Genomic DNA, 19,162 nt, shown 5'->3' with positions numbered 1-19,162 from the left:
CATGGTCGCCGCGCTTTAGTTTCGATGGATGTCTGAAAACGACCTATTGCAAACGATAGGCCCGGGCTGCGTCGCGGTCTTTCTCGTGCTGCCAGGCGCGGTCGCGGTCGTCCCAGTGATTGTCTTTGTAGTCACGCAGCTCTTCATTCTCACGCATGGCTTTGCACTGGCGAAAACCATCTTCCCAGCCTTCGGCGTATTCGCGGTTTTTGAGATAACGCGGCACGTTCTTGCGAAACTCCCCGCTGATGACGCCAGCCGCTTGGCGACCACTGCTGCAGCCATCGTCAAAACCATCGGCAAATGCCGGTGGGTAACCTTTGGCCAGTAAATCCTGATGGGTCGATTGGCAACCCGACAGCCCCACCCACACACACAGCAATACCGCAGACCGCCACATGGCGTACTCCCTGGCCGTTTCACGGCTGATAGGGAGAGTCTAGAAGGGGATTTGTCGAGGAGGTGTGAAAGGCGCGTGAGAAAGGTGTTGTGAGCGTGCCGCACAGTGCTTTCAGCTCAACACCAAACTAAATGTGGGAGGGGGCTTGCTCCCGATGGCGGTATGTCAGTTACTGGATACTTAACTGACACACCGCCATCGGGAGCAAGCCCCCTCCCACATTGGATCTTCGCCGGGTCTTACCGATCAGTAGTGATACCACTTCACTTCAAGCATCACTTCATTCACCGGCGTTGATAAATGGCTGTACTCGCGCTGTGCACTCAGGCGCAGGCCCAGGTTGCGGGACAATTCCCACTGCTGGTTCAGGCTGATGCTGCGCCGCACTTCGCCGTTGGTGAAGAAGTCCCCTTTGGCTTCCAGGCTCAGGTTGCCCAGCGGATTCTTCCACAGCACGCCGGTGTTGAACCCGGCCGCCGGGGAGATGGCTTCGTTGAAGTCGTTGTTGTGTTCCACGCGTACGGTGCCAAGGGCGAAGCCGAGCATGTCGTCGCGCAGTTGCCAGGTGCCGCCGGCGCCGCCGTTGACGTGGGCGACCAGGGTTTCGTCGTCGTGCTTGCCCGGTACTCGCTCCAGGCCGCCGGTGACTTGCCATGACCACGGCTGCAACAGGGCGTTGCGCGGGGTCAGGGAGCGGATGGTGGCCAGGTCCAGTTGCTGCAGTTGCCAGTGGTTGCCTTCGTACTGGCGCAGTTTCATTTGCAGGATTTCGATCTGCGCGCCCAGCGGGAAGCCTTCGGCGTTGTCGTTGAGGTCATGGTAGGCCATGCGCAGGCCGTATTCGCCAAAGGCTTTGTCGCCACGGGTGCCGATGCCGGCTTGCCAGGTGCGCGATTCGTGACCGTTTTCCGGCAGGCCTGGGGGCGTGATCTTCAGGTCAGGCGCGGGGTTCTGGTTGATGGCGCGCAGCAGTTCGAAGCTGCGTTGGGAGCGTTCGGTGTCGCGTTCCAAGCCATTCGCGCGGTAGCGGCCGAGGCGGTAGGCGGCGTCGATGATCAGGGCCTGGCGTTCGCGGGGCAGGGCTTTGAAAGCCGGCTCCTGCAGTTGCTTCTGGTCGTCGCTGACCTTCAATACCCATTGTTGCTCGTCGCTGTCCAACGGCTTGGCGCGTTCCAGCAACTCGCGTTCACGGGAGGGGCGATAGTCGATTTTCTCGACCAGGCCGGCGTCCTTCACGGCTTTTACCGTGTCGGTGGGGATGGCGGTCAGCGGGAATTGTTCGGTCAGGCGCAGGCCGGGGCGGGCCACTTGCAGCAGTTCCAGCAGGCGATAGGAGCAGTTTTCGTCGAAGAAGAAGTAGTCGAACTGGATCTGCTTGAGTTCCCACACGTGCTCGACCATGCGCTCGGTCTCGACCTGGGTGAGGTTGAGGCGATATTCCCACAGGTCGCGGTTTTCGAGGCTGCGGTATTCCGACAACTTCTCCTGATAAGGCACCAGCGCGAACAGGCCGGGATAACCGCCCATCAGGCCTTTCCAGGCGTAGAGGATGCTGTTGTCGGAGCCTTCGATGTAGGCGCCGAAGTTGATCGCGTAGCTGAGCAAGGCGGTGTTGTTGCTTTGCACGTCGGCCTGGTCGATGCGCAGCAGGGTGTGACCGAACATCGACGACGGGCTGTTGAGGTAGGCCGCCGGGAAGATCATCACCGCGCTGTGGGGCGCAACGTCCTTGAACCACTGCTTGAATTCTTTGCAGTCGACAGCGGGCAGGTCGGCCAGGTGCAACTGGTCCTTGAGCCAGCGGGTGCGCGCGGGGTAAACGCATTGGGCGTGTTTTTCACCCAGGCTGGCCGGGGCGTAGAGGGCGTCGACCGTGGCCTTGAGTTCGGCGTCCGGGTGGTGGGCGCCGTCAGCGGCGAGGAAAAACTTTTTGTCGCTGACATAGCTGCGCCAGCCACTGATTTTTCCGGCTTCGTAGTGGCCCAAAGACAACCAGAAAGGGTCGTTGGCCAGTTGCTGCAAACGTTGATCATCGAGGTGCGGGGCCGCATGCAGCGGGGCGCAGGCGAAGAGAGCCAGGCAAGCGAGGCGTTTGAGCATGGGGGCTACTTAAGTCGGAATAAAAAAAAGACCCAAGGGGGACAGGTCGAAAAAATAAAACCCGCGCCTCGAAAGACGCGGGCGGATCGAGCTTAAGCCTGGGTAGCGTATTTCGCCAGACGGGCATCGCTTTTCAGTACAGCAATGGTGTTGTTGTGCACGTCGTCAGCGGTCACGTCAGCCTTGCTGAAGATCTGCTGGAAGTGCTCGTGGGTCACGGCAGCAAAGTGCTCGCGATCTTCAGGCGCAACGCCCAGTACCACAGCGTAGGTGGTCAGCGCTTCGCCGTTACCCTTGGCCATGTCTTCGGACAGCTCGTTCATCATGCCATTCATGGCAATCCACGATTTGCCGCCGTAAGTCAGGGCGCTGTTGGTGCTGCAACCGTTGGTGCCCGAGGTCATGCCGAAGGTGGCGTTACCCGAAGTACCGTTGGTGGTGGAAGCCAGGAAGTGAGCTGGAGTACCGCGCTGGCCTTCGAACAACATGTTGCCCCAACCGCAGTTCGGGCCACCTGGTGCTTCTGCCATTGCATTGAGGGAGACGACGGTGAAGAGAGTACCGAGAAGGATCCGTTTCATAGCTTTGTTCTCTATTGTGTGCAAACCAATGGACAAGGGTTCAGGCACTTCATAGCGCCCTAGGGATCGGTTATTAGTCCAACCCGCGCAGTTTGGAGTTTAGGCACGTTCCAAGGGTTCCGTGTGTTTTTATAAAACAATTCGCGATGTCGCGTTTTTTTTGCAGGACGCATCCCGCGTCTACGGCTTTCCCTCAAGCGCGCCTTGCCAGAGCGCGTAAGCGGGAGCCAGAATGCCGTCATCTGCCCCGCCTGATGTAAGGAAGCCCGATGCCTGATCCTGTTGCTGCCAGCTTGCGTCTAGCGCCCGAAGCGCTGACTCGCCCTTTCTCCGCTGAACAGTTCAGCTTCTCGACCACCAATGATTTGGAGCCCTTTCGCGGTGTGCTTGGCCAGGAACGTGCGGTTGAAGCCTTGCAGTTCGGTGTGGCCATGCCACGCCCTGGTTACAACGTGTTTGTCATGGGCGAGCCGGGTACCGGCCGCTTTTCGTTCGTCAAACGCTACCTGAAGGCCGAAGGCAAGCGCCTGCAGACCCCGGCGGACTGGGTCTATGTGAACAATTTCGATGAGCCTCGCGAACCGCGTGCCCTGGAATTACCGGGCGGCGGCGCAGCGGCGTTCATCAGCGATATCAACGGCCTGGTCGACAACCTGGTGGCCACTTTCCCGGCGGTCTTCGAGCACCCGACGTATCAACAACGCAAAAGCGCCATCGACCGTGCGTTCAACCAGCGCTACGACAAGGCGCTGGACGTGATCGAACGCCTGGCCCTGGAAAAGGACGTGGCGCTGTACCGTGACAGCACCAACATCGCGTTCACGCCGATGCTCGACGGCAAGGCGCTGGACGAGGCCGAGTTCTCGCAGTTGCCGGAAGCCGACCGTGAGCGTTTCCACACGGATATTTCCGAGCTGGAAGAGCGCCTCAACGAAGAACTGGCCAGCCTGCCGCAGTGGAAGCGTGAGTCCAACAACCAACTGCGCCAGTTCAACGAAGAAACCATCACCCTGGCCCTGCAGCCATTGCTCGCACCGCTGTCGGAAAAGTACGCGGAAAATGCGGCTGTCTGCGGTTACCTGCAAGCCATGCAGGTGTACCTGCTCAAGACCGTGGTCGAGCAATTGGTCGACGACGCCAAGACCGACGCCCAGGCGCGCAAGCTGCTTGAAGAACAGTACTGCCCGAGCCTGGTGGTCGGCCATCCGGTCAACGGTGGCGCACCGGTGGTGTTTGAACCGCACCCGACCTACGACAACCTGTTCGGCCGTATCGAGTACAGCACCGACCAGGGCGCGCTCTACACCACTTATCGTCAGTTGCGCCCAGGTGCGCTGCACCGTGCCAACGGCGGTTTCCTGATTCTTGAAGCCGAAAAAATGCTCAGTGAGCCGTTTGTCTGGGACGCCCTCAAGCGCTCCCTGCAGTCGCGCAAGCTGAAGATGGAATCGCCATTGGGCGAGCTGGGCCGCCTGGCCACCGTGACCCTCAACCCGCAGATGATCCCGTTGCAGGTCAAGGTCATCATCATCGGCTCCCGCCAGCTGTACTACGCGTTGCAGGACGCGGACCCAGACTTCCAGGAGATGTTCCGGGTGCTGGTGGACTTCGACGAAGACATCCCGATGGTCGACGAAAGCCTGGAGCAGTTCGCCCAGTTGCTCAAAACCCGCACCTCGGAAGAAGGCATGGCGCCGCTGACCTCGGATGCGGTGGCACGGCTGGCCACTTACAGCGCACGCTTGGCGGAACACCAGGGGCGCTTGTCGGCGCGCATTGGGGACTTGTTCCAGCTGGTCAGCGAGGCGGATTTCATTCGCCACCTGGCGGGTGACGAGATGACCGACGCCGGCCATATCGAGCGCGCACTCAAGGCCAAGGCCACGCGCACTGGGCGAGTCTCGGCGCGGATTCTCGACGACATGCTCGCCGGGGTCATCCTGATCGACACCGCCGGTGCGGCGGTGGGCAAGTGCAACGGGCTGACGGTGCTGGAAGTCGGTGACTCGGCCTTTGGCGTGCCGGCGCGGATTTCCGCCACGGTGTACCCCGGCGGCAGCGGTATTGTCGACATCGAGCGTGAGGTCAACCTCGGCCAGCCGATTCACTCCAAGGGCGTGATGATCCTCACCGGCTATCTGGGCAGCCGTTATGCGCAGGAATTCCCGCTGGCGATCTCCGCGAGCATCGCGCTGGAGCAGTCCTACGGCTACGTGGACGGCGACAGTGCGTCCCTCGGCGAGGCGTGCACCTTGATTTCGGCCTTGTCGAAAACCCCGCTCAAGCAGTGCTTTGCCATCACCGGTTCCATCAATCAGTTTGGTGAAGTGCAGGCGGTGGGCGGGGTCAACGAGAAGATCGAAGGCTTCTTCCGCCTGTGTGAAGCGCGCGGTTTGACCGGGGAGCAGGGCGCGATCATTCCCCAGGCCAACGTCGCCACGCTGATGCTCGATGAGAAGGTGCTGCAGGCCGTGCGTGCCGGGCAGTTCCATATCTATGCGGTGCGCCAGGCGGATGAGGCATTGAGCCTGCTGGTGGGCGAGGATGCCGGTGAGCCGGATGCAGAAGGTCAGTTCCCGGAAGGCACGGTCAATGCGCGCGTGGTAGAGCGTCTGCGGGCAATTGCCGAGATGATCAGCGAAGAGGACTTGAAAGAAGCGGAGAAAGAGTTGGCACAACAGGCGCTGGCGGAAGCCAAGCCGACTTGACCTGTGTAGTGAGCGGGCTTGCCCCGCGCTGGGCTGCAAAGCAGCCCTAATAGGACCGCTGCGCAGTGTCCGACAGGTTGCGTCGTTTGGGTTCGGGGCCGCTGCGCAGCCCAGCGCGGGGCAAGCCCGCTCACTACGGAGGGTGTCTTAGCCAAAAAATTGACTGGGGTCTGTAGAGCTAACGCCCGTTGGTCTCTACAACCTTGGTTTGTCGTGGTTTTCTTCTATTCTGAGCTCAAGGGATATCCACAGGAGTCGCTGGATAGAAACAGCCTCGCCCCAGGCGCAGGTTGAACACCGATCTACCGAGGGCCGCCGCCATGTCGCGCAACCTCTGCCTCACCCGCCAGTGCTTTGGCCTGGTCACCCGTATTGAATGTTCCATTCGCCCTCTTGCGGGGGATAACGGGATGTGGACCTTGTTGTTTGCCGCCGGAATGACCGGTGAACAGCCGTCCACCATCAAGTCCCAAGGCCCGTTTCCAGGGCCTTTCGTCGCGGAAAATATTCTCGAATCCATCGTGGACAGCCTGACCCTGCACGGCTATGAGCTGGCGGGCGATCCGCAGATCTGGTGCCTGCACATGCAGGCCCATCTGCGCCAACTCAACGGTGGGCATGACCAACTGGCCCTGTAGGCGCCGGTTACTTGCTCTCGGGCTTGTCCAGTTTGACTTCGAAGCCGTATTGCACGGTGCTCAGGTCGGTGCGCTGGTAACTTTCCAGGGTCGTCGGCTGGCCGTAGAAGTAATGCACGTCAAACATCGCCGTACCGTACTCCTCGGCGCGGTGGCTCACACCGAGGATTTCCTTGAGGTAGTTGCCGCTGGCGTCCTTGGCGTAGAAGCGCCAGCTGTCGGCGGGGAATTCCTTTTGGTCGACGACCAGCGCGTTGTCCTTGAGCGACAGTCCTTTAGGCAGCTTGGCCACGTCTATCTCGGCTTTCTCGATGGTCGCCAGGAACAGCGGAATCGAGCCCACCACATACGCCGGGTTTTCCGGAAACAGGTTGAGATCGTAGGTGAGGGTGCCGCGCGCCGGGTTCAGTTCGAAGGCCTCGGTCGGTAATTCGATCGGCTCGCCGCGTTCGCCTTTTTCGTCGGCAGTGAAGAAGGTCACCGGTGATTCGCTGCTGTTGCGCTCGCTGCCCACCATGTCGTCGTTGAAGGTGAAAGGGTGGTCAAACACGATGTGCGCCGCACTGGCGTCTTCGACCGACTGGCTGATGGTGACGCTGTTTTTCAACTGCTCTTCGGTCATGCTCGCGTCTTTGAGCCAACTGGCGGCACCGTCGTCATACACGGTGACCGGCATCGGCAAGGCCTGTACGGTTTGTTGCAGGCTGTTCTTGCCGAAACGCAGCACCGGCAGGTCGAGGTCCTTGCGGGTGCGGGTAGCGGTGGAGAAATCCAGTACGTTGACCTGCAGGTTGTCGATCACACCATTGAAATACACCTTGGCGTAATGGCTGCTCTGCTTGTGTTCGAAGGCTTTTTGTTCATCGGTAAGCTGTTTTTCGAATGCCTCCGACCAGGCCTTCTGCTTTTGCATCTCGGCCAGTTGTTTCTCGTAGAACGCCACCTGCGCGCTGCTTTCATTGATCGAGCCGGAGCGCGTGAGGAATTGCCCGGTGCTGTCCCGTGCCTGTACCAGCAGCGGGTTGGGCGATTCATCGCCGACTTCCGGCGCCAACGCTTGGCTGTTGGTCAGCTCGATCTCGGCGTAGTTTTTCTCCAGGAGCAGCAGCTTGAGGGTGATATTGCCTTCGGTACGCGTGTGGCCCACGTCCTTTTTCGACAGGTCAAACGTCAACACCTTGCCCGGCGCGATCACTTCGACCGTGCCCTTTAGGTTGATGGGTTGGGGCTGGCTCTTGTTTTCCGTCTCGATGCCGTCGATGAACGGGTAGGTCACCGTCAGGTCATCCGGGTTGGTCAAGTTGGAGCTGCTGGGGCTCAGTTGGATGCCGGGATCGGTTTCCGACCATTCCGGCTGGAAGGGGATGACCTTGTTGTTGCTCAAGGTGACCGACTGCCATTCCAGGCCATGGGGGAAGGGGAACTGGTCAGACGTATTGAACGTGAACGGGAAGACCGGTTGCAAGTCCGTCAAATAGTCGGAATGGGAGGTCTTGCGCAGCACGAACAGGCCATTGATGTAGGTGTCCACCAGCGCCTGGGGCGTGGGGTAGTGCTTGAGCAGTGCCAAGCTGTCTTCGCCGTATTCGGCTTCGATGGGCTTGGTGGCGAGCTTGGCCTGAGCCCGTTCCAGTAACAGCAACGAACCGCCCAGATCGGCGATGGCGTCGCGCAGCTTGGGGTCCTGGATGCTGTCGAGGGACTGTTCGAACTTGGCGGTTTTCTCTTCGAGGGTCGCCTGCTTCTGCTCGTCGCTGGGGGAGCAGCCGCCGGCCAGCAGCAATGCCGCGCACAGGCCGATACTGGCCAAAGGGGATCGCACATCCATCATCTGAGTTTTTCCTGTCCGACGTCATCGAGCCGATTTATTGGGCTCGACACTAGCAGAAAAATTCCCTTACAGATGCCGCCCACGTCAGTTTTCTCGTGGTGACAGGTGTCTTGTGGCGGCTGGTATACTCGCCGCCATTTCTAGCCAAGCTGTGTGAGATCCAATGGAACGCTTTATCGAAAATGCTATGTACGCCTCGCGCTGGCTACTGGCGCCGATCTATTTCGGCTTGTCCCTGGGGTTGTTGGCGCTGGCGCTGAAATTCTTCCAGGAAGTGATTCACCTGCTGCCGAGCGTGTTCTCGATGGCCGAGTCCGAGTTGATCCTGGTGCTGCTGTCGTTGATCGACATGGCCCTGGTCGGTGGCTTGCTGGTGATGGTGATGATCTCCGGCTACGAGAACTTCGTCTCGCAGCTGGATATCGATGACAACAAAGAGAAACTCAACTGGCTGGGCACCATGGACTCTTCGTCGCTGAAGATGAAAGTGGCGGCGTCCATCGTGGCGATTTCGTCCATCCACTTGCTGCGCATCTTCATGGACGCCAAGAACGTCGATCCGCAGCACTTGATGTGGTACGTGATCATTCACATGACCTTCGTGGTCTCGGCGTTTGCCATGGGGTACCTGGACAAAGTCACCAAGCACTGATGCCCTGCGCTGGCCTTACTCCTCCACGAAGTAGTAAGGCTGGCGATTGATCGACATCTGCTTGATCACCTTGACCGGGGTGTTCAGGTCATCGGTATGGTCCAGCAATGCAACGTTGCCGGGCTTGGCACTGAGGTAGTTGTGCAACTGCGCCTCGGTTTGCAGGATCGGCAAATAGGCCAGCAGGTAAAACACGCTGGCCCCGGCGATGCGCTCGTTAGGCCGGAACAACACCACCTCCCTGCCTTCGTCTTTCAATGCCTGCACCTGGCTGATCACCGGTATAAACGAGTGGTGCGCGTCGGCTTTGGGCGCGAACCAGAAGGCCGCAATCAGGTAGCAACCGACGGCCAGGGTGAACACGCTGCCCACCAGGGTTCTGTGATGGGTGTGCAGTGCGGGTTTGTGAGTTTTCAGCCAGTCCAGCAATACCCGTGCGTATTCCGCAGCCAGTACGGCGGCGGCCGGAGTGAGTGCCATCAGGTACACGGTGCGTTTGCTCGATGCCAGGGTCAGCAGGGTGAACTGCGCCACCAGCCAGACACTGAAGAACAGGTGGTAGCGGTTGCGCATCAGGCTTTTACGGAAATGCCACAGGCCCAGGTAGACCAGGATGTTCCAGGGCAGGAACGCTTCGGGCAACTTGGCGATGTAGTAGTAGAACGGCTCGTAGTGTCCGGCCTCGACAAACGAGCCGCTGAACCGGCCGACGCTGTTGGTCAACACCACTTCGGCCACGGCCTGCAGCCCGCCGCGTTGGAACAGGAAACCCAACCAAATCACCAGCGGCACCAACGCCAATAAGGTAAACAGCGCAGGCTTGAGCCAATCGCCAATGCGCAGGCGCTTGTCCATCAGGCTGGTGATGGCCAGGTACACAAAAATCACAATGCCCGGCATCGCCAGGCCCAGCACGCCTTTGCTGAGCGTGGCGATCACCATCCCTGCAGTAAACAGTGCCCATGCGCCCGCGCTGGAGCCTTCACGATCGGGCCGCACGGCCTGGTAGAACGCCAGCAACGCGGTGGTCACGCCGAGGGTAAGCAGCGAGTCTTCACCCACGCCGCGCACATTGCCCCAGTAGCTGGCCATGGTCGCCAGGATCAAGGCCGCACTGAACGCCAGCGTCTGCGGTCGCCCGAACCTGCGCAGCATGCCATACAGCAGCATCACGCTGAACAACCCGGCAAACGCCGACGCCAGGCGCACGGCCCAGGTGGTGCCGCCGAACAGGCGAATCGCCCCGGCATCGATCCACAGGCTCAGGGGCGGTTTTTCCAGGAAGGGCTCACGGAATAACTGAGGAACAACCCAGTTATTGTCCAGGTGCATGGCCATGGCGATGCCGGCCACGCGGGCTTCGGTGGAGCCTTGCAGCTCATGGTTACCGAGGGCAAAGAAGAACAACAGACCTGCAAGCAGGAGTAATAAAGGAGCGGGGCGCGTCATGGGTTGTGGCTACCGAGGCGGGGGACCGCTCGGGGGAGTGGTCATTGCAATGGGCTAGTATCCGTCGGCGTTTCTGAATATTTCGTGAACGAATGTGGGTTTTTTGTAAGGTCGGTCACGGCGCCATCAAGCTGGGCAGTGCGGCTTTACCTTCCGGCGTCAGCACTGGCTCCAGTTGCTCCCAGGTGAAGCTCAGCTCGTTGTCACAACCATCGCCCTGGGCGGGCGTCGACAGTTGCAGCCCTTGGGTGTTGAAGCTCAAGTCGAACGTGGAATAACTGGTCACGGCCGGGCACCCCTCGTCCGTGGTGGTCTGCCTGGTCAGCCAGGTGCTGAAAGCGGGCGGCAGTTTGACCTGACCCGAGTAGGGCGTGTCCCATTGCTCATGGCCGCCCAACCACGTCCAGGGGTCGACCTTTTCACCGGTTTGCAGGTTCCAACTGTGCAGGCCCCAACTGATGCCCCCGCGCCCGTAGCCCGCCGACCAGCGATAGAAACGCACGGTGATCCAGTGCGATGACCAGTAGAACGGCTCCACCGCGATCTCACTGGTGGTGGTGCCGCCGCTCTGGTCCAGTGAGTTGCGCCGCTCCCTGTAGAAGTCGGCCTGGCCGTATGGATTGATAGCCATACGTGCGAGATCCCGGTTGATCTTATCGATGGCTTCCCCGTCGCCCTCGAGTTTCAGGATGACCTGCCCGCCTTGGGTCTTCACCTGATAAGCGTGTTCGGCGAAGGTCTTCTTCTCGACCTTCACCGCTGGCGGCGTCGCCTCCAGCGGGTTGTTGTAGGTGTCGCTGGCGCAACTGTCCGTGTCTGCACGCTTGAGCATCAGTACCAGGCTTTTGCCGCCCAAGGCTTTGCTCCAGGTGCCGGTCAACGTATCGCTTTGCGGGTCGTCCAACTGCCAGAAACCGGTTTGGCCTTCTTCCACCCAGGGCTCGCTGGCGTTGGCTTGGGTCAGTTGAATGGGCGTAAGAATCCGTTGGTAGTAATAACTGCCATTGGCGCCGTGGGCACCGTTGAAACAGACGGTGATCGCGGATTTACCCAAGGTGCCCGTCCAGACACCGGCCAGGTCGGCGGCGGTTGCGAGCAGAGGGGCGCAGGCGAGGGCGAGAGCGGCGAGTGGCTTGAACACGGGTATCGGACTTCCGGTTGTCTGATAGAGGAGAGCAGGGTAATCGCAAGTGTGGGGGGATTCCAGGCGGACAGCAAAAAGCCGAGTCGCTGAATGCGCCTCGGCTTTTTCGTTACTGGAATGTTTGCGTGTCTTGGGTGAGGACCAGCACTCGCTCGACCAACAGCTCGCCCAGCACGACCAGTTGCTGGGTGGCCAGCAGCTTGTGACGGTGGGCGCCCTCGAGTTCGAAGGCCAGGTCGGTGGTCATGGCGTTGAGTGAGGCGAGGGTTTCGCTGGCTTGTATCAGCAGGGTTTCGGAGGTGACGTCCGGAGCGATGGTGAAGAGGGTTGCGGAGGGGGGATTGGGGGTGATCTTTTTCATGATGAAGCTCCCACACTGTTTAAGGAGCTACCGCCCCCTGCTGTCAAACAGGAATGGGTGGCAGCTGTACGCGGGTTGACAGACCGGAAGTGTAGGAACCCGGCGCACCCGAAGATGCCCCACGCACAGCCGCCATGAACAAAACGGAACGCGTCAAGCATGCCGTCTTATCAAGGGGTGTGAAAGGTTACACTTTTCGGCCTGTCAAAGCCGGTCGCTGATGAGGAGCGACGGGAGGAAGTTAGCGTTGTGGCGTGGGTTGCGCCAGTTCATCAAGGGCGCGATAGCTTGAAGGAAAATTCTGAAGGTCCGTCCTGTCGGGCTTTCCAAACCTCAGAAACAACAAAACCCGCGCAAGGCGGGTTTTGTCGATGCTTCGAATTGGGCCGGGGTAATCTGAACAGGTTTCTCAATATGCTGAATTATAAAGAAATTTACGTTTAGATTTTTTTCTTGGAATACTATTTGGAATACCTATTCAAGAAGTTTGGCAGAATGCCTGGCCCCTCAGGGATTATGAAATCGACGGATTTCCGATTTCGGCTAGGTACTCCCCTGCATCCGCTTCTGCTGTGATTAAGAGCTCTAATACTTGTGCTCGTTTCAGATTGTGCTTTTCGGTTAGCTCATCCAACTGCAGGATGACTTTTCTCGACAGCATGACGTTGCACTGCTTCTTATCCCCTGCACGCTCATTGAACTGCTTACGATTCCATCGATTCTTGATTTTCTGAACGATGGCTTTCCGTTCGTTGTGACCATGAGCAGCTTTGTCGAAGTATATGAGCAGCTCGTTATGGTTGCCGATCGCTTGACGTCCCCTAAATATAGATTTGTCGTTCTTTTCTAGCCATTCCCATGCACACCTGCATCGTTTGGTGCCTTCTTTTTTGTCCTCAAACCACTCGAAATCACGGTCTTGCGCCCTGTGTTCTAACCAATCGAGGCGTAGGTGATCGATTTCGTCCACTTTTTTGGCGATATCGATATCCCATAGGTCAAGCATGCCGATGAGAAGATTTTTTCCGGTGAGGTGAACCAGGCCCCGAGGCAATCCGTGAGGAGGCCGTAAATCGGTGATGGCTTCAATGCGAGGAAGGAGCCATAGAAATTGTCGCTCATGCCCCTCAATCCATTTCAGATATTCGTTTGGAACCAAGAACCGATCTTTCTCCGAGTTAATCCTTTCTAGAAGGCTGGTTTTTCTTCTTAGAAAATGGGAGAGGGTTTCTCTCATCGCACTGCCGTTGCAAGTGGCGGTATCGAAGTCGGCTTCTTTGTATTGATACAGCCAGAGCCACAGCCAGATGTCGCTGCGATGATCGTGACGACGGTCTTGGAGCAGCCTGCTCAACTCGTCGACCTCCTCGTCTTCAGCGCGAACAGCCATCGGTTATCTCCTTTAAGTTAAGAAATTCGTAAATTTATCGCCATCACGGCTCGATGATCAATTTTATTCTAATCCGGTTTTATGAAGATTCTATAGATATTCTAACTAAATACTATGTTAATTCTATTGTGATTCTAGGAATTATTTTTTATAAAATTGATAGGTTTTATTGGCTATTTACAGCGTTTTATTGAATTCAATACCCTATGGTGAAGCCGTTTTTCTAGGTTTCTTCAGATTATTAAGGGTTTAGGCTTTTTTTGGCCCTGGGTTGTGAGCGTTCATGCCGTATCAGGACGACCAGCCCAGGTTAATCATCGTGGCAGGGACCATTTCGTTTTTTTGCGCCTGCTTGATTGGTGAGGGTGGGTACCTACGCTCTGTAAAATTCAAGGTTTATCACTTCAGATGGTCAAGGATGGAGTGCGGAGTGACGGTCACCTGTTGGTTTATTCGCGCGAACCATGTGTGAGTGACCAAGCTTCAAGCAGCACTGATGAGCCACCGTCAAGGCGCGTTTTTTATTACTGCTCTTGCCAATCCTCTGAGCGAACAAGAGGATCCCGTTCATGAGAATCATCCGCCTGAAAGACGTCATCAATTCGACCGGCCTGGCCCGGTCTACCATCTATAAATACATCGACGAAGGTACTTTCCCCAAATCAGTCTCGCTGGGGGAGCGTTGCGTTGGTTGGGTCGAAGGAGAAGTGCACGAATGGATCTTGGCCAGGATCGAGGAACGCGACCTAGCCGAATGAACTGTCGCGTTAGCGGAGTGGGAGAACCCACATAAAGGCCATGATCGGAGTGGATCCGATCATGGCCTTTATGCCGGTACGGTGCTGACGTCTTGATAGGGAATCGGCGGCTTTGCTTTCTAGCGCTGTCAGCGCTGACTCATTTCGGTAGCAGCGCGATTTCTTAATTCGATAATTTTTTGCCAGAGTAAAAAATTATAAAAAATAGGAAGCTCAGCTGGTAGGGCCAACGATTTACCTCCGTGGTTCTTGGAGCCGTCTTTCTCGGTGCGGGTAATATGCTTTAAGCAACCATGCTGATGCTCACCTCCACGGGTTAACCAACCATGGTGGCGTAAGGGCATTGCCAAAGGTAACGGTTAAAAACTACTCAAGGTGCGGAGGTTATGAATCTCAACCAAAGAGTAGTAGCCATGCTTCGCCATCCCGGTAACAAAAACCTTCATCAGTTTCACGCTGACACCTTCGAGGGACTACCAGTAATGGTCGAGAAGGGTCCCTTTATCCGTGAATATCTGATTGATTTGAAGCGCACTATCGACCTTGCGATAGAGCAATATCCTAGGGTGCTAGCGTTCAGGGTTGACCTGCGTCTTCCTTCTAGCACCGAGTTGGACGACCACGTCTTCACCAATGTATTGATCAGCAGGTTCATCGCTTCATTTAAAGCAAAAATTCAGTACAACCGCGAAAAGGCTAGAGAGCACAGCAGGCGCGCGCATCCGTCTAAGGTTCGATATGTCTGGACAAGGGAGCAGGGGCAGCGCGGTCTACCTCATTACCACCTTCTGATTTTGCTCAATCGCGACGCTTTTTACTCGGTTGGTCGTATCCATTCTGAGAAGACAAATATTTTCCGCCGTATGAACGAGGCCTGGGCGAGCGCGTTGCGGTTACCGGTCGATCAAGTTGATGGGTTAGTCGAGGTGCCAGTGAATGCAACCTATCGAATGGATCGAAATGCTCCTTCAGATGAGAGTGTGCTTCCTGCTCTTTTCCGCCGCTCCAGCTATCTCTGTAAGTCAGTTACAAAGGTGTTCGGATGCGGTCAGCATGGATTTGGTTGTAGCAATGGATGAGTACCACGGAGTTTTTCAGTCGTGGTGCCGTATCCATTCGACTGGCGATCCAAGGGGTACTGCTGTAGATCGTTGATCGTCTTATGCCATGCAAGATGTGATAATTGGTGACGATAAAACACTGAATCATCGCGCCAAGGCAACGGTTGCTTTGGTTGCTGCCCTGAACACGGAATCCCATGGCCATCAAGAAAACTGCTCTCTATTCATCCCTTTGGGCCAGTTGCGACGAATTACGCGGCGGTATGGATGCTTCCCAGTACAAGGATTACGTCCTGACCCTGCTGTTCATGAAATACGTGTCCGACAAATTCAAAGGTGACCCTTATGGCATGATCTTGGTGCCGGAGGGGGCTAGCTTTGATGACATGGTGGAGCTAAAGGGCAGCAAGAATATCGGCGAAGACATCAACACCATCATTGGTCGACTTGCCGAGGAGAACGACCTCAAGGGAGTGATCGATGTCGCCGACTTCAACGATGAAGACAAACTCGGCAAAGATAAGGAAATGATCGATAGGCTTTCTAAGCTAGTCGGCATTTTCGAAGGGCTCGACATGTCCAGCAATCGCGCCGACGGTGACGATCTGCTGGGTGACGCATACGAATATCTGATGCGACACTTCGCGACCGAATCGGGCAAGAGCAAGGGCCAGTTCTACACTCCTTCGGAGGTTTCTCAGATTGTTGCCAAAGTGATCGGTATTAGTCATGACACGCCGCAAGACGCCAGCGTCTATGACCCGGCTTGTGGGTCGGGCTCGCTACTGCTTAAAGCTAGTGATGAAGCGCCTCGTGGTCTGTCGATTTTCGGTCAGGAGATGGATAACGCCACCGCGGCCTTGGCGCGCATGAACATGATTTTGCACAACAATGCTACCGGCAAAATCTGGAAAGGTAATACCCTGTCAGATCCGCACTGGAAGGACCCAATAGGCCAGCTCAAACTATTTGATTTTGCGGTGGCTAACCCGCCTTTCTCCAACAAAAACTGGACAAACGGCATAAACCCTACAGAGGATCTGTTTGGTCGCTTCAACTGGGGTATACCTCCTGAGAAAAACGGCGACTACGCCTTCCTGTTACATATCCTCAAATCTTTGAAAAGTACCGGCAAGGGGGCGGTGATTTTACCCCACGGCGTGCTATTCCGTGGCAATGCTGAGGCACGAATTCGTGAGAACCTAGTCAAGCAAGGTTACATCACGGGCATCATCGGCCTGCCGCCCAACCTTTTCTACGGTACAGGAATCCCCGCGTGCATCATCGTGATGGACAAGGAGCAGGCTAAGCAATCCACTGGGATCTTTATGATTGATGCCAGCAAGGGCTTTAAGAAGGACGGCAACAAGAACCGTCTGCGCGATCAGGACATTCACAAAGTTGTCGATGTGTTCACCAAGCAGCTGCAAGTTTCGCGTTACAGCCGCATGGTGCCGCTCGCCGAGATTGCCGGTCAGGACTACAACCTGAACATCCCCCGTTATATCGACGCTAGCGAGCCGGAAGACCTACATGATCTCTCTGCCCACCTATATGGTGGTATTCCCAGTGCTGATGTCGATGCTCTGGAGCATTACTGGCAGGTGTTCCCCAGCCTCCGTGAGGCTCTGTTCAAACCCGGGCGTCCTGGTTATTGCGATGCTTTGGTGGACGCCAATCAGGTCAAGAGCACCATTCTTGCCCATCCTGAGTTCTCCACTTTTGCCAAGCGTAGCCTTGCGCCCTTCCAGAGTTGGAGGGTCAGCAGCAATCTACGTAGTATCCGACTTGGAGATAAACCCAAGACCGTAATCCATCGCATCTCTGAGGACTTGCTGGAGCGTTACAGTGCAATCCCGCTTTTGAGCAAATACGACATTTACCAAATTCTCATGGACTACTGGGCCGAGACGATGCAGGACGATGTCTACGTGCTGGTGCAGGACGATTGGTCTGCCGGCAAGATTTTGCGTGAGTTAGTAGTCAAGAAGGGCGAAAAACTTAAGGAAGCGCCGGATCTAATCATCGGCAAGAGTAAGTACAAGGCTGAGCTGATACCACCTGCTCTGATCAGCATGCGCTTCTTCCCGCAAAAGGTGGCGCGTATCCGCCAACTGCAAGCTGATTACGACAGCGCGAGCCAGGAACTGGAAAGCTTCGTTGAAGAACACTGCGGTGATGAGGGGGTGCTCAATGAGGCGCTCAACGATAAGGACCGGATCACTAAATCAAGCGTGAGCGCACGGCAGAGGTTGGCCACAGACCCGGATGAAGTTGCAGTGCTCAAGCAAGTGAAGAAGCTATTCGATGCTGAGGCTGACGCAAAGAGTGCCCTTAAAGTCGAGACAGATGCTCTGGATAAGTGCGTGTTTCGCCAATATTCAGCGCTCATTCCGTGCGATATCCAAGCCTTGTTGATCGAGGATAAATGGCTAGCCAGCCTGCAGGCTGGTATCGAGGCCGAGATCGAGCGGGTTACCCAGCAACTGGCCAATCGTGTGCGTGAGTTAGAGCAGCGTTATGCGAGTGCCTTGCCGGAGCTGACTGCCGATGTCGAAAGTCTGAGTAAGCGGGTTGTTGGGCATCTTCGTGCAATGGGATTGGAGGTATGAGCAAACGGGATGAAGATGTAAAAGCTAGTCCCCAGTACTCTGTGGATAAACAATCAAACGAAGAGTTGCAGTGTTTGAGTGGTTGGCAATACGTTCAGTTAGGCAAGTTCGTTGACTTGATTTCAGGTCATCACGTGATGGCCTGCTATTGCAATAATCAGGGTGTTGGCACGCCATACTTGACGGGGCCTGCTGATTTCCCGGATGGCGTAATACAGTTGACTAAGTATACGACTCGACCGAGTGCTATTTGTGATGAGGGCGATATTCTTGTTACGGTAAAAGGATCGGGTGTTGGTTCTTTAGCGCTGGCGGATAAGAAATATTGCATAAGTCGGCAGCTTATGGCTGTTCGTGTGCGTAGCTGGGACGCTCGGTTTGTTTATCAATTAATATCAAGCAAGCGAGATTTTTTCAGTGGTGCAGCTACAGGTTTGATACCTGGACTGTCTAGGGGGGATATTTTAGAAAAAATTATTCATGTTCCTGTCGATCCTGAAGAACAAGTTGCCATTGCTAATGCTCTGTCCGATGTTGATTCCCTGATCAGTAGCTTAGAAAGCCTGATCACCAAAAAACAGGCCATCAAAACTGCCACCGTGCAGCAACTGCTTACCGGTCGCACACGGTTGCCGCAATTCGCTAACTACTCCAACGGTCGACCCAAAGAGATGAGACAAACGGAGTTGGGGAGAATCCCAGAAGATTGGGTAATTAAATCATTTAAGGATTGTGTGTCTTCTACACAGCTTGGTGGGAATTATGCTAACAATGAGTCGGAAAACCAAAAACCATTAATAAAAATGGGTAATTTGGGAAGGGGGAGAATTGTTCTTGATAAGTTGGAGTATGTTGTTGGGGCGGTTGCTGAAAGGGATCGTTTGCGCTCTGGAGATGTGATTTTTAATACTAGAAATACTTTGGAGTTGGTTGGGAAGGTTGCTATTTGGAGAGGTGAGTTGCCGCGGGCGTATTTTAATTCTAACTTGATGCGGATTTGCTTTGATTCGTCCGTGGTTTCAAGTGGTGAATTTATGAATGCGTTGTTAAATACGGAATTTTTTATTAGTGCTTTGGCGAGTATTGCCACGGGCACAACAAGTGTCGCAGCTATTTATACGCGTGATTTAATGGGGCTGATGCTCGCGCTACCGTTGCCTGATGAGCAGGTAGCAATCGCGAATGTACTTTCGGATATTGAGGCAGAAATCCAATCTCTTGAACTTCGTCTCATTAAAACCCGCGACATTAAACAAGGAATGATGTATGAATTGCTGACCGGCAGGAATAGGTTGGCATGAGGAAGGCAGTTATCCCGTCTGTGTTAAGGCGTAGAGATTCGATCAGTTGCTGATTGCTGATTGCTGATTGCTGACGCTGGGCAGCTACCAGCGTGGCTTTGACTAGAAATGGGCAAAGATGACCCGGTAGGCAGAAGACTTGAGCGATTTCTGCGGGCTACTGGATCATCATGTCG

Annotated in this window: 15 protein-coding genes; 7 read left to right on the top strand and 8 right to left on the bottom strand. The window is 56.0% G+C overall.

Annotation, left to right across the window (positions count from 1 at the left end; genetic code table 11):
* Positions 1–43: 43 nt before the first annotated feature.
* From QCBJ_RS04320 to QCBJ_RS04310, 3 genes are all read right to left on the bottom strand, one after another.
* Positions 44–400 (bottom strand): hypothetical protein, encoded by a 357-nt coding sequence (locus QCBJ_RS04320; protein WP_102060203.1) that lies wholly within the window; start codon positions 398–400, stop codon positions 44–46.
* 246 nt (positions 401–646) lie between these two features.
* Positions 647–2,500: a DUF4105 domain-containing protein gene (locus tag QCBJ_RS04315; protein ID WP_093544309.1), complete on the bottom strand. Its 1,854-nt coding sequence runs from the start codon at positions 2,498–2,500 to the stop codon at positions 647–649.
* 92 nt (positions 2,501–2,592) lie between these two features.
* Positions 2,593–3,081, bottom strand: a complete 489-nt coding sequence (locus QCBJ_RS04310; RefSeq protein ID WP_015885974.1) for a DUF3015 domain-containing protein — start codon at positions 3,079–3,081, stop codon at positions 2,593–2,595.
* Between the two features lie 269 nt (positions 3,082–3,350).
* On the opposite strand from QCBJ_RS04310, the gene QCBJ_RS04305 reads away from it, so the two are divergent.
* Positions 3,351–5,789 carry a Lon protease family protein gene (locus QCBJ_RS04305; RefSeq protein ID WP_015885973.1) on the top strand — a complete coding sequence of 813 codons (2,439 nt, stop codon included), beginning with the start codon at positions 3,351–3,353 and terminating at the stop codon, positions 5,787–5,789.
* Positions 5,790–6,109: 320 nt separating this feature from the next.
* Positions 6,110–6,427 (top strand): hypothetical protein, encoded by a 318-nt coding sequence (locus tag QCBJ_RS04300; RefSeq protein WP_015885972.1) that lies wholly within the window; start codon positions 6,110–6,112, stop codon positions 6,425–6,427.
* Positions 6,428–6,434: 7 nt separating this feature from the next.
* On the opposite strand, the gene QCBJ_RS04295 is transcribed toward QCBJ_RS04300, so the two are convergent.
* Positions 6,435–8,258, bottom strand: coding sequence for a hypothetical protein (locus QCBJ_RS04295; RefSeq protein ID WP_102060202.1), 1,824 nt, complete (start codon positions 8,256–8,258; stop codon positions 6,435–6,437).
* 163 nt (positions 8,259–8,421) lie between these two features.
* Between QCBJ_RS04295 and QCBJ_RS04290 the strand changes: the two genes are divergently transcribed.
* Complete coding sequence (locus tag QCBJ_RS04290; protein ID WP_010206662.1) at positions 8,422–8,910, top strand: TIGR00645 family protein; 489 nt, start codon at positions 8,422–8,424, stop codon at positions 8,908–8,910.
* A 15-nt stretch (positions 8,911–8,925) separates the two neighbouring features.
* On the opposite strand, the gene QCBJ_RS04285 is transcribed toward QCBJ_RS04290, so the two are convergent.
* The 4 genes from QCBJ_RS04285 to QCBJ_RS04270 all read right to left on the bottom strand — a co-directional run bounded on the left by QCBJ_RS04285 (position 8,926) and on the right by QCBJ_RS04270 (position 13,254).
* Positions 8,926–10,359 carry a glycosyltransferase family 39 protein gene (locus QCBJ_RS04285; protein ID WP_102060201.1) on the bottom strand — a complete coding sequence of 478 codons (1,434 nt, stop codon included), beginning with the start codon at positions 10,357–10,359 and terminating at the stop codon, positions 8,926–8,928.
* 115 nt (positions 10,360–10,474) lie between these two features.
* A complete protein-coding gene (locus tag QCBJ_RS04280; RefSeq protein ID WP_102060200.1) occupies positions 10,475–11,500 on the bottom strand; it encodes a hypothetical protein in 1,026 nt (341 codons plus the stop codon).
* Between the two features lie 112 nt (positions 11,501–11,612).
* Positions 11,613–11,864: a DUF6124 family protein gene (locus QCBJ_RS04275; protein ID WP_102060199.1), complete on the bottom strand. Its 252-nt coding sequence runs from the start codon at positions 11,862–11,864 to the stop codon at positions 11,613–11,615.
* Positions 11,865–12,378: 514 nt separating this feature from the next.
* Positions 12,379–13,254 carry a hypothetical protein gene (locus tag QCBJ_RS04270; protein WP_102060198.1) on the bottom strand — a complete coding sequence of 292 codons (876 nt, stop codon included), beginning with the start codon at positions 13,252–13,254 and terminating at the stop codon, positions 12,379–12,381.
* 569 nt (positions 13,255–13,823) lie between these two features.
* Here QCBJ_RS04270 and QCBJ_RS04265 point away from each other — a divergent pair.
* From QCBJ_RS04265 to QCBJ_RS04250, 4 genes are all read left to right on the top strand, one after another.
* Positions 13,824–14,012 carry an AlpA family transcriptional regulator gene (locus QCBJ_RS04265; protein ID WP_102060197.1) on the top strand — a complete coding sequence of 63 codons (189 nt, stop codon included), beginning with the start codon at positions 13,824–13,826 and terminating at the stop codon, positions 14,010–14,012.
* 386 nt (positions 14,013–14,398) lie between these two features.
* Positions 14,399–15,091, top strand: a complete 693-nt coding sequence (locus QCBJ_RS04260; RefSeq protein WP_256581455.1) for an inovirus Gp2 family protein — start codon at positions 14,399–14,401, stop codon at positions 15,089–15,091.
* A 179-nt stretch (positions 15,092–15,270) separates the two neighbouring features.
* Positions 15,271–17,685, top strand: coding sequence for a type I restriction-modification system subunit M (locus QCBJ_RS04255; RefSeq protein WP_102060195.1), 2,415 nt, complete (start codon positions 15,271–15,273; stop codon positions 17,683–17,685).
* A complete protein-coding gene (locus tag QCBJ_RS04250; protein ID WP_102060194.1) occupies positions 17,682–18,986 on the top strand; it encodes a restriction endonuclease subunit S in 1,305 nt (434 codons plus the stop codon). The genes QCBJ_RS04255 and QCBJ_RS04250 overlap by 4 nt, the downstream gene beginning before the upstream one ends.
* The last annotated feature ends 176 nt before the right edge of the window (positions 18,987–19,162 follow it).

The sequence above is a fragment of the Pseudomonas sp. QC2 genome, assembly GCF_002859085.1.
Classification (GTDB): domain Bacteria; phylum Pseudomonadota; class Gammaproteobacteria; order Pseudomonadales; family Pseudomonadaceae; genus Aquipseudomonas; species Aquipseudomonas petroselini.
Note: the sequence above shows the minus strand (reverse complement) of the source record. Positions and strands in the feature narration are given on the sequence as shown.

Coding starts and splice junctions, on each gene's coding strand:
- QCBJ_RS04320 (WP_102060203.1), bottom strand. CDS start 400: ATGTGGCGGTCTGCGGTATTGCTGTGTGTGTGGGTGGGGCTGTCGGGT.
- QCBJ_RS04315 (WP_093544309.1), bottom strand. CDS start 2,500: ATGCTCAAACGCCTCGCTTGCCTGGCTCTCTTCGCCTGCGCCCCGCTG.
- QCBJ_RS04310 (WP_015885974.1), bottom strand. CDS start 3,081: ATGAAACGGATCCTTCTCGGTACTCTCTTCACCGTCGTCTCCCTCAAT.
- QCBJ_RS04305 (WP_015885973.1), top strand. CDS start 3,351: ATGCCTGATCCTGTTGCTGCCAGCTTGCGTCTAGCGCCCGAAGCGCTG.
- QCBJ_RS04300 (WP_015885972.1), top strand. CDS start 6,110: ATGTCGCGCAACCTCTGCCTCACCCGCCAGTGCTTTGGCCTGGTCACC.
- QCBJ_RS04295 (WP_102060202.1), bottom strand. CDS start 8,258: ATGATGGATGTGCGATCCCCTTTGGCCAGTATCGGCCTGTGCGCGGCA.
- QCBJ_RS04290 (WP_010206662.1), top strand. CDS start 8,422: ATGGAACGCTTTATCGAAAATGCTATGTACGCCTCGCGCTGGCTACTG.
- QCBJ_RS04285 (WP_102060201.1), bottom strand. CDS start 10,359: ATGACGCGCCCCGCTCCTTTATTACTCCTGCTTGCAGGTCTGTTGTTC.
- QCBJ_RS04275 (WP_102060199.1), bottom strand. CDS start 11,864: ATGAAAAAGATCACCCCCAATCCCCCCTCCGCAACCCTCTTCACCATC.
- QCBJ_RS04270 (WP_102060198.1), bottom strand. CDS start 13,254: ATGGCTGTTCGCGCTGAAGACGAGGAGGTCGACGAGTTGAGCAGGCTG.
- QCBJ_RS04265 (WP_102060197.1), top strand. CDS start 13,824: ATGAGAATCATCCGCCTGAAAGACGTCATCAATTCGACCGGCCTGGCC.
- QCBJ_RS04260 (WP_256581455.1), top strand. CDS start 14,399: ATGAATCTCAACCAAAGAGTAGTAGCCATGCTTCGCCATCCCGGTAAC.
- QCBJ_RS04255 (WP_102060195.1), top strand. CDS start 15,271: ATGGCCATCAAGAAAACTGCTCTCTATTCATCCCTTTGGGCCAGTTGC.
- QCBJ_RS04250 (WP_102060194.1), top strand. CDS start 17,682: ATGAGCAAACGGGATGAAGATGTAAAAGCTAGTCCCCAGTACTCTGTG.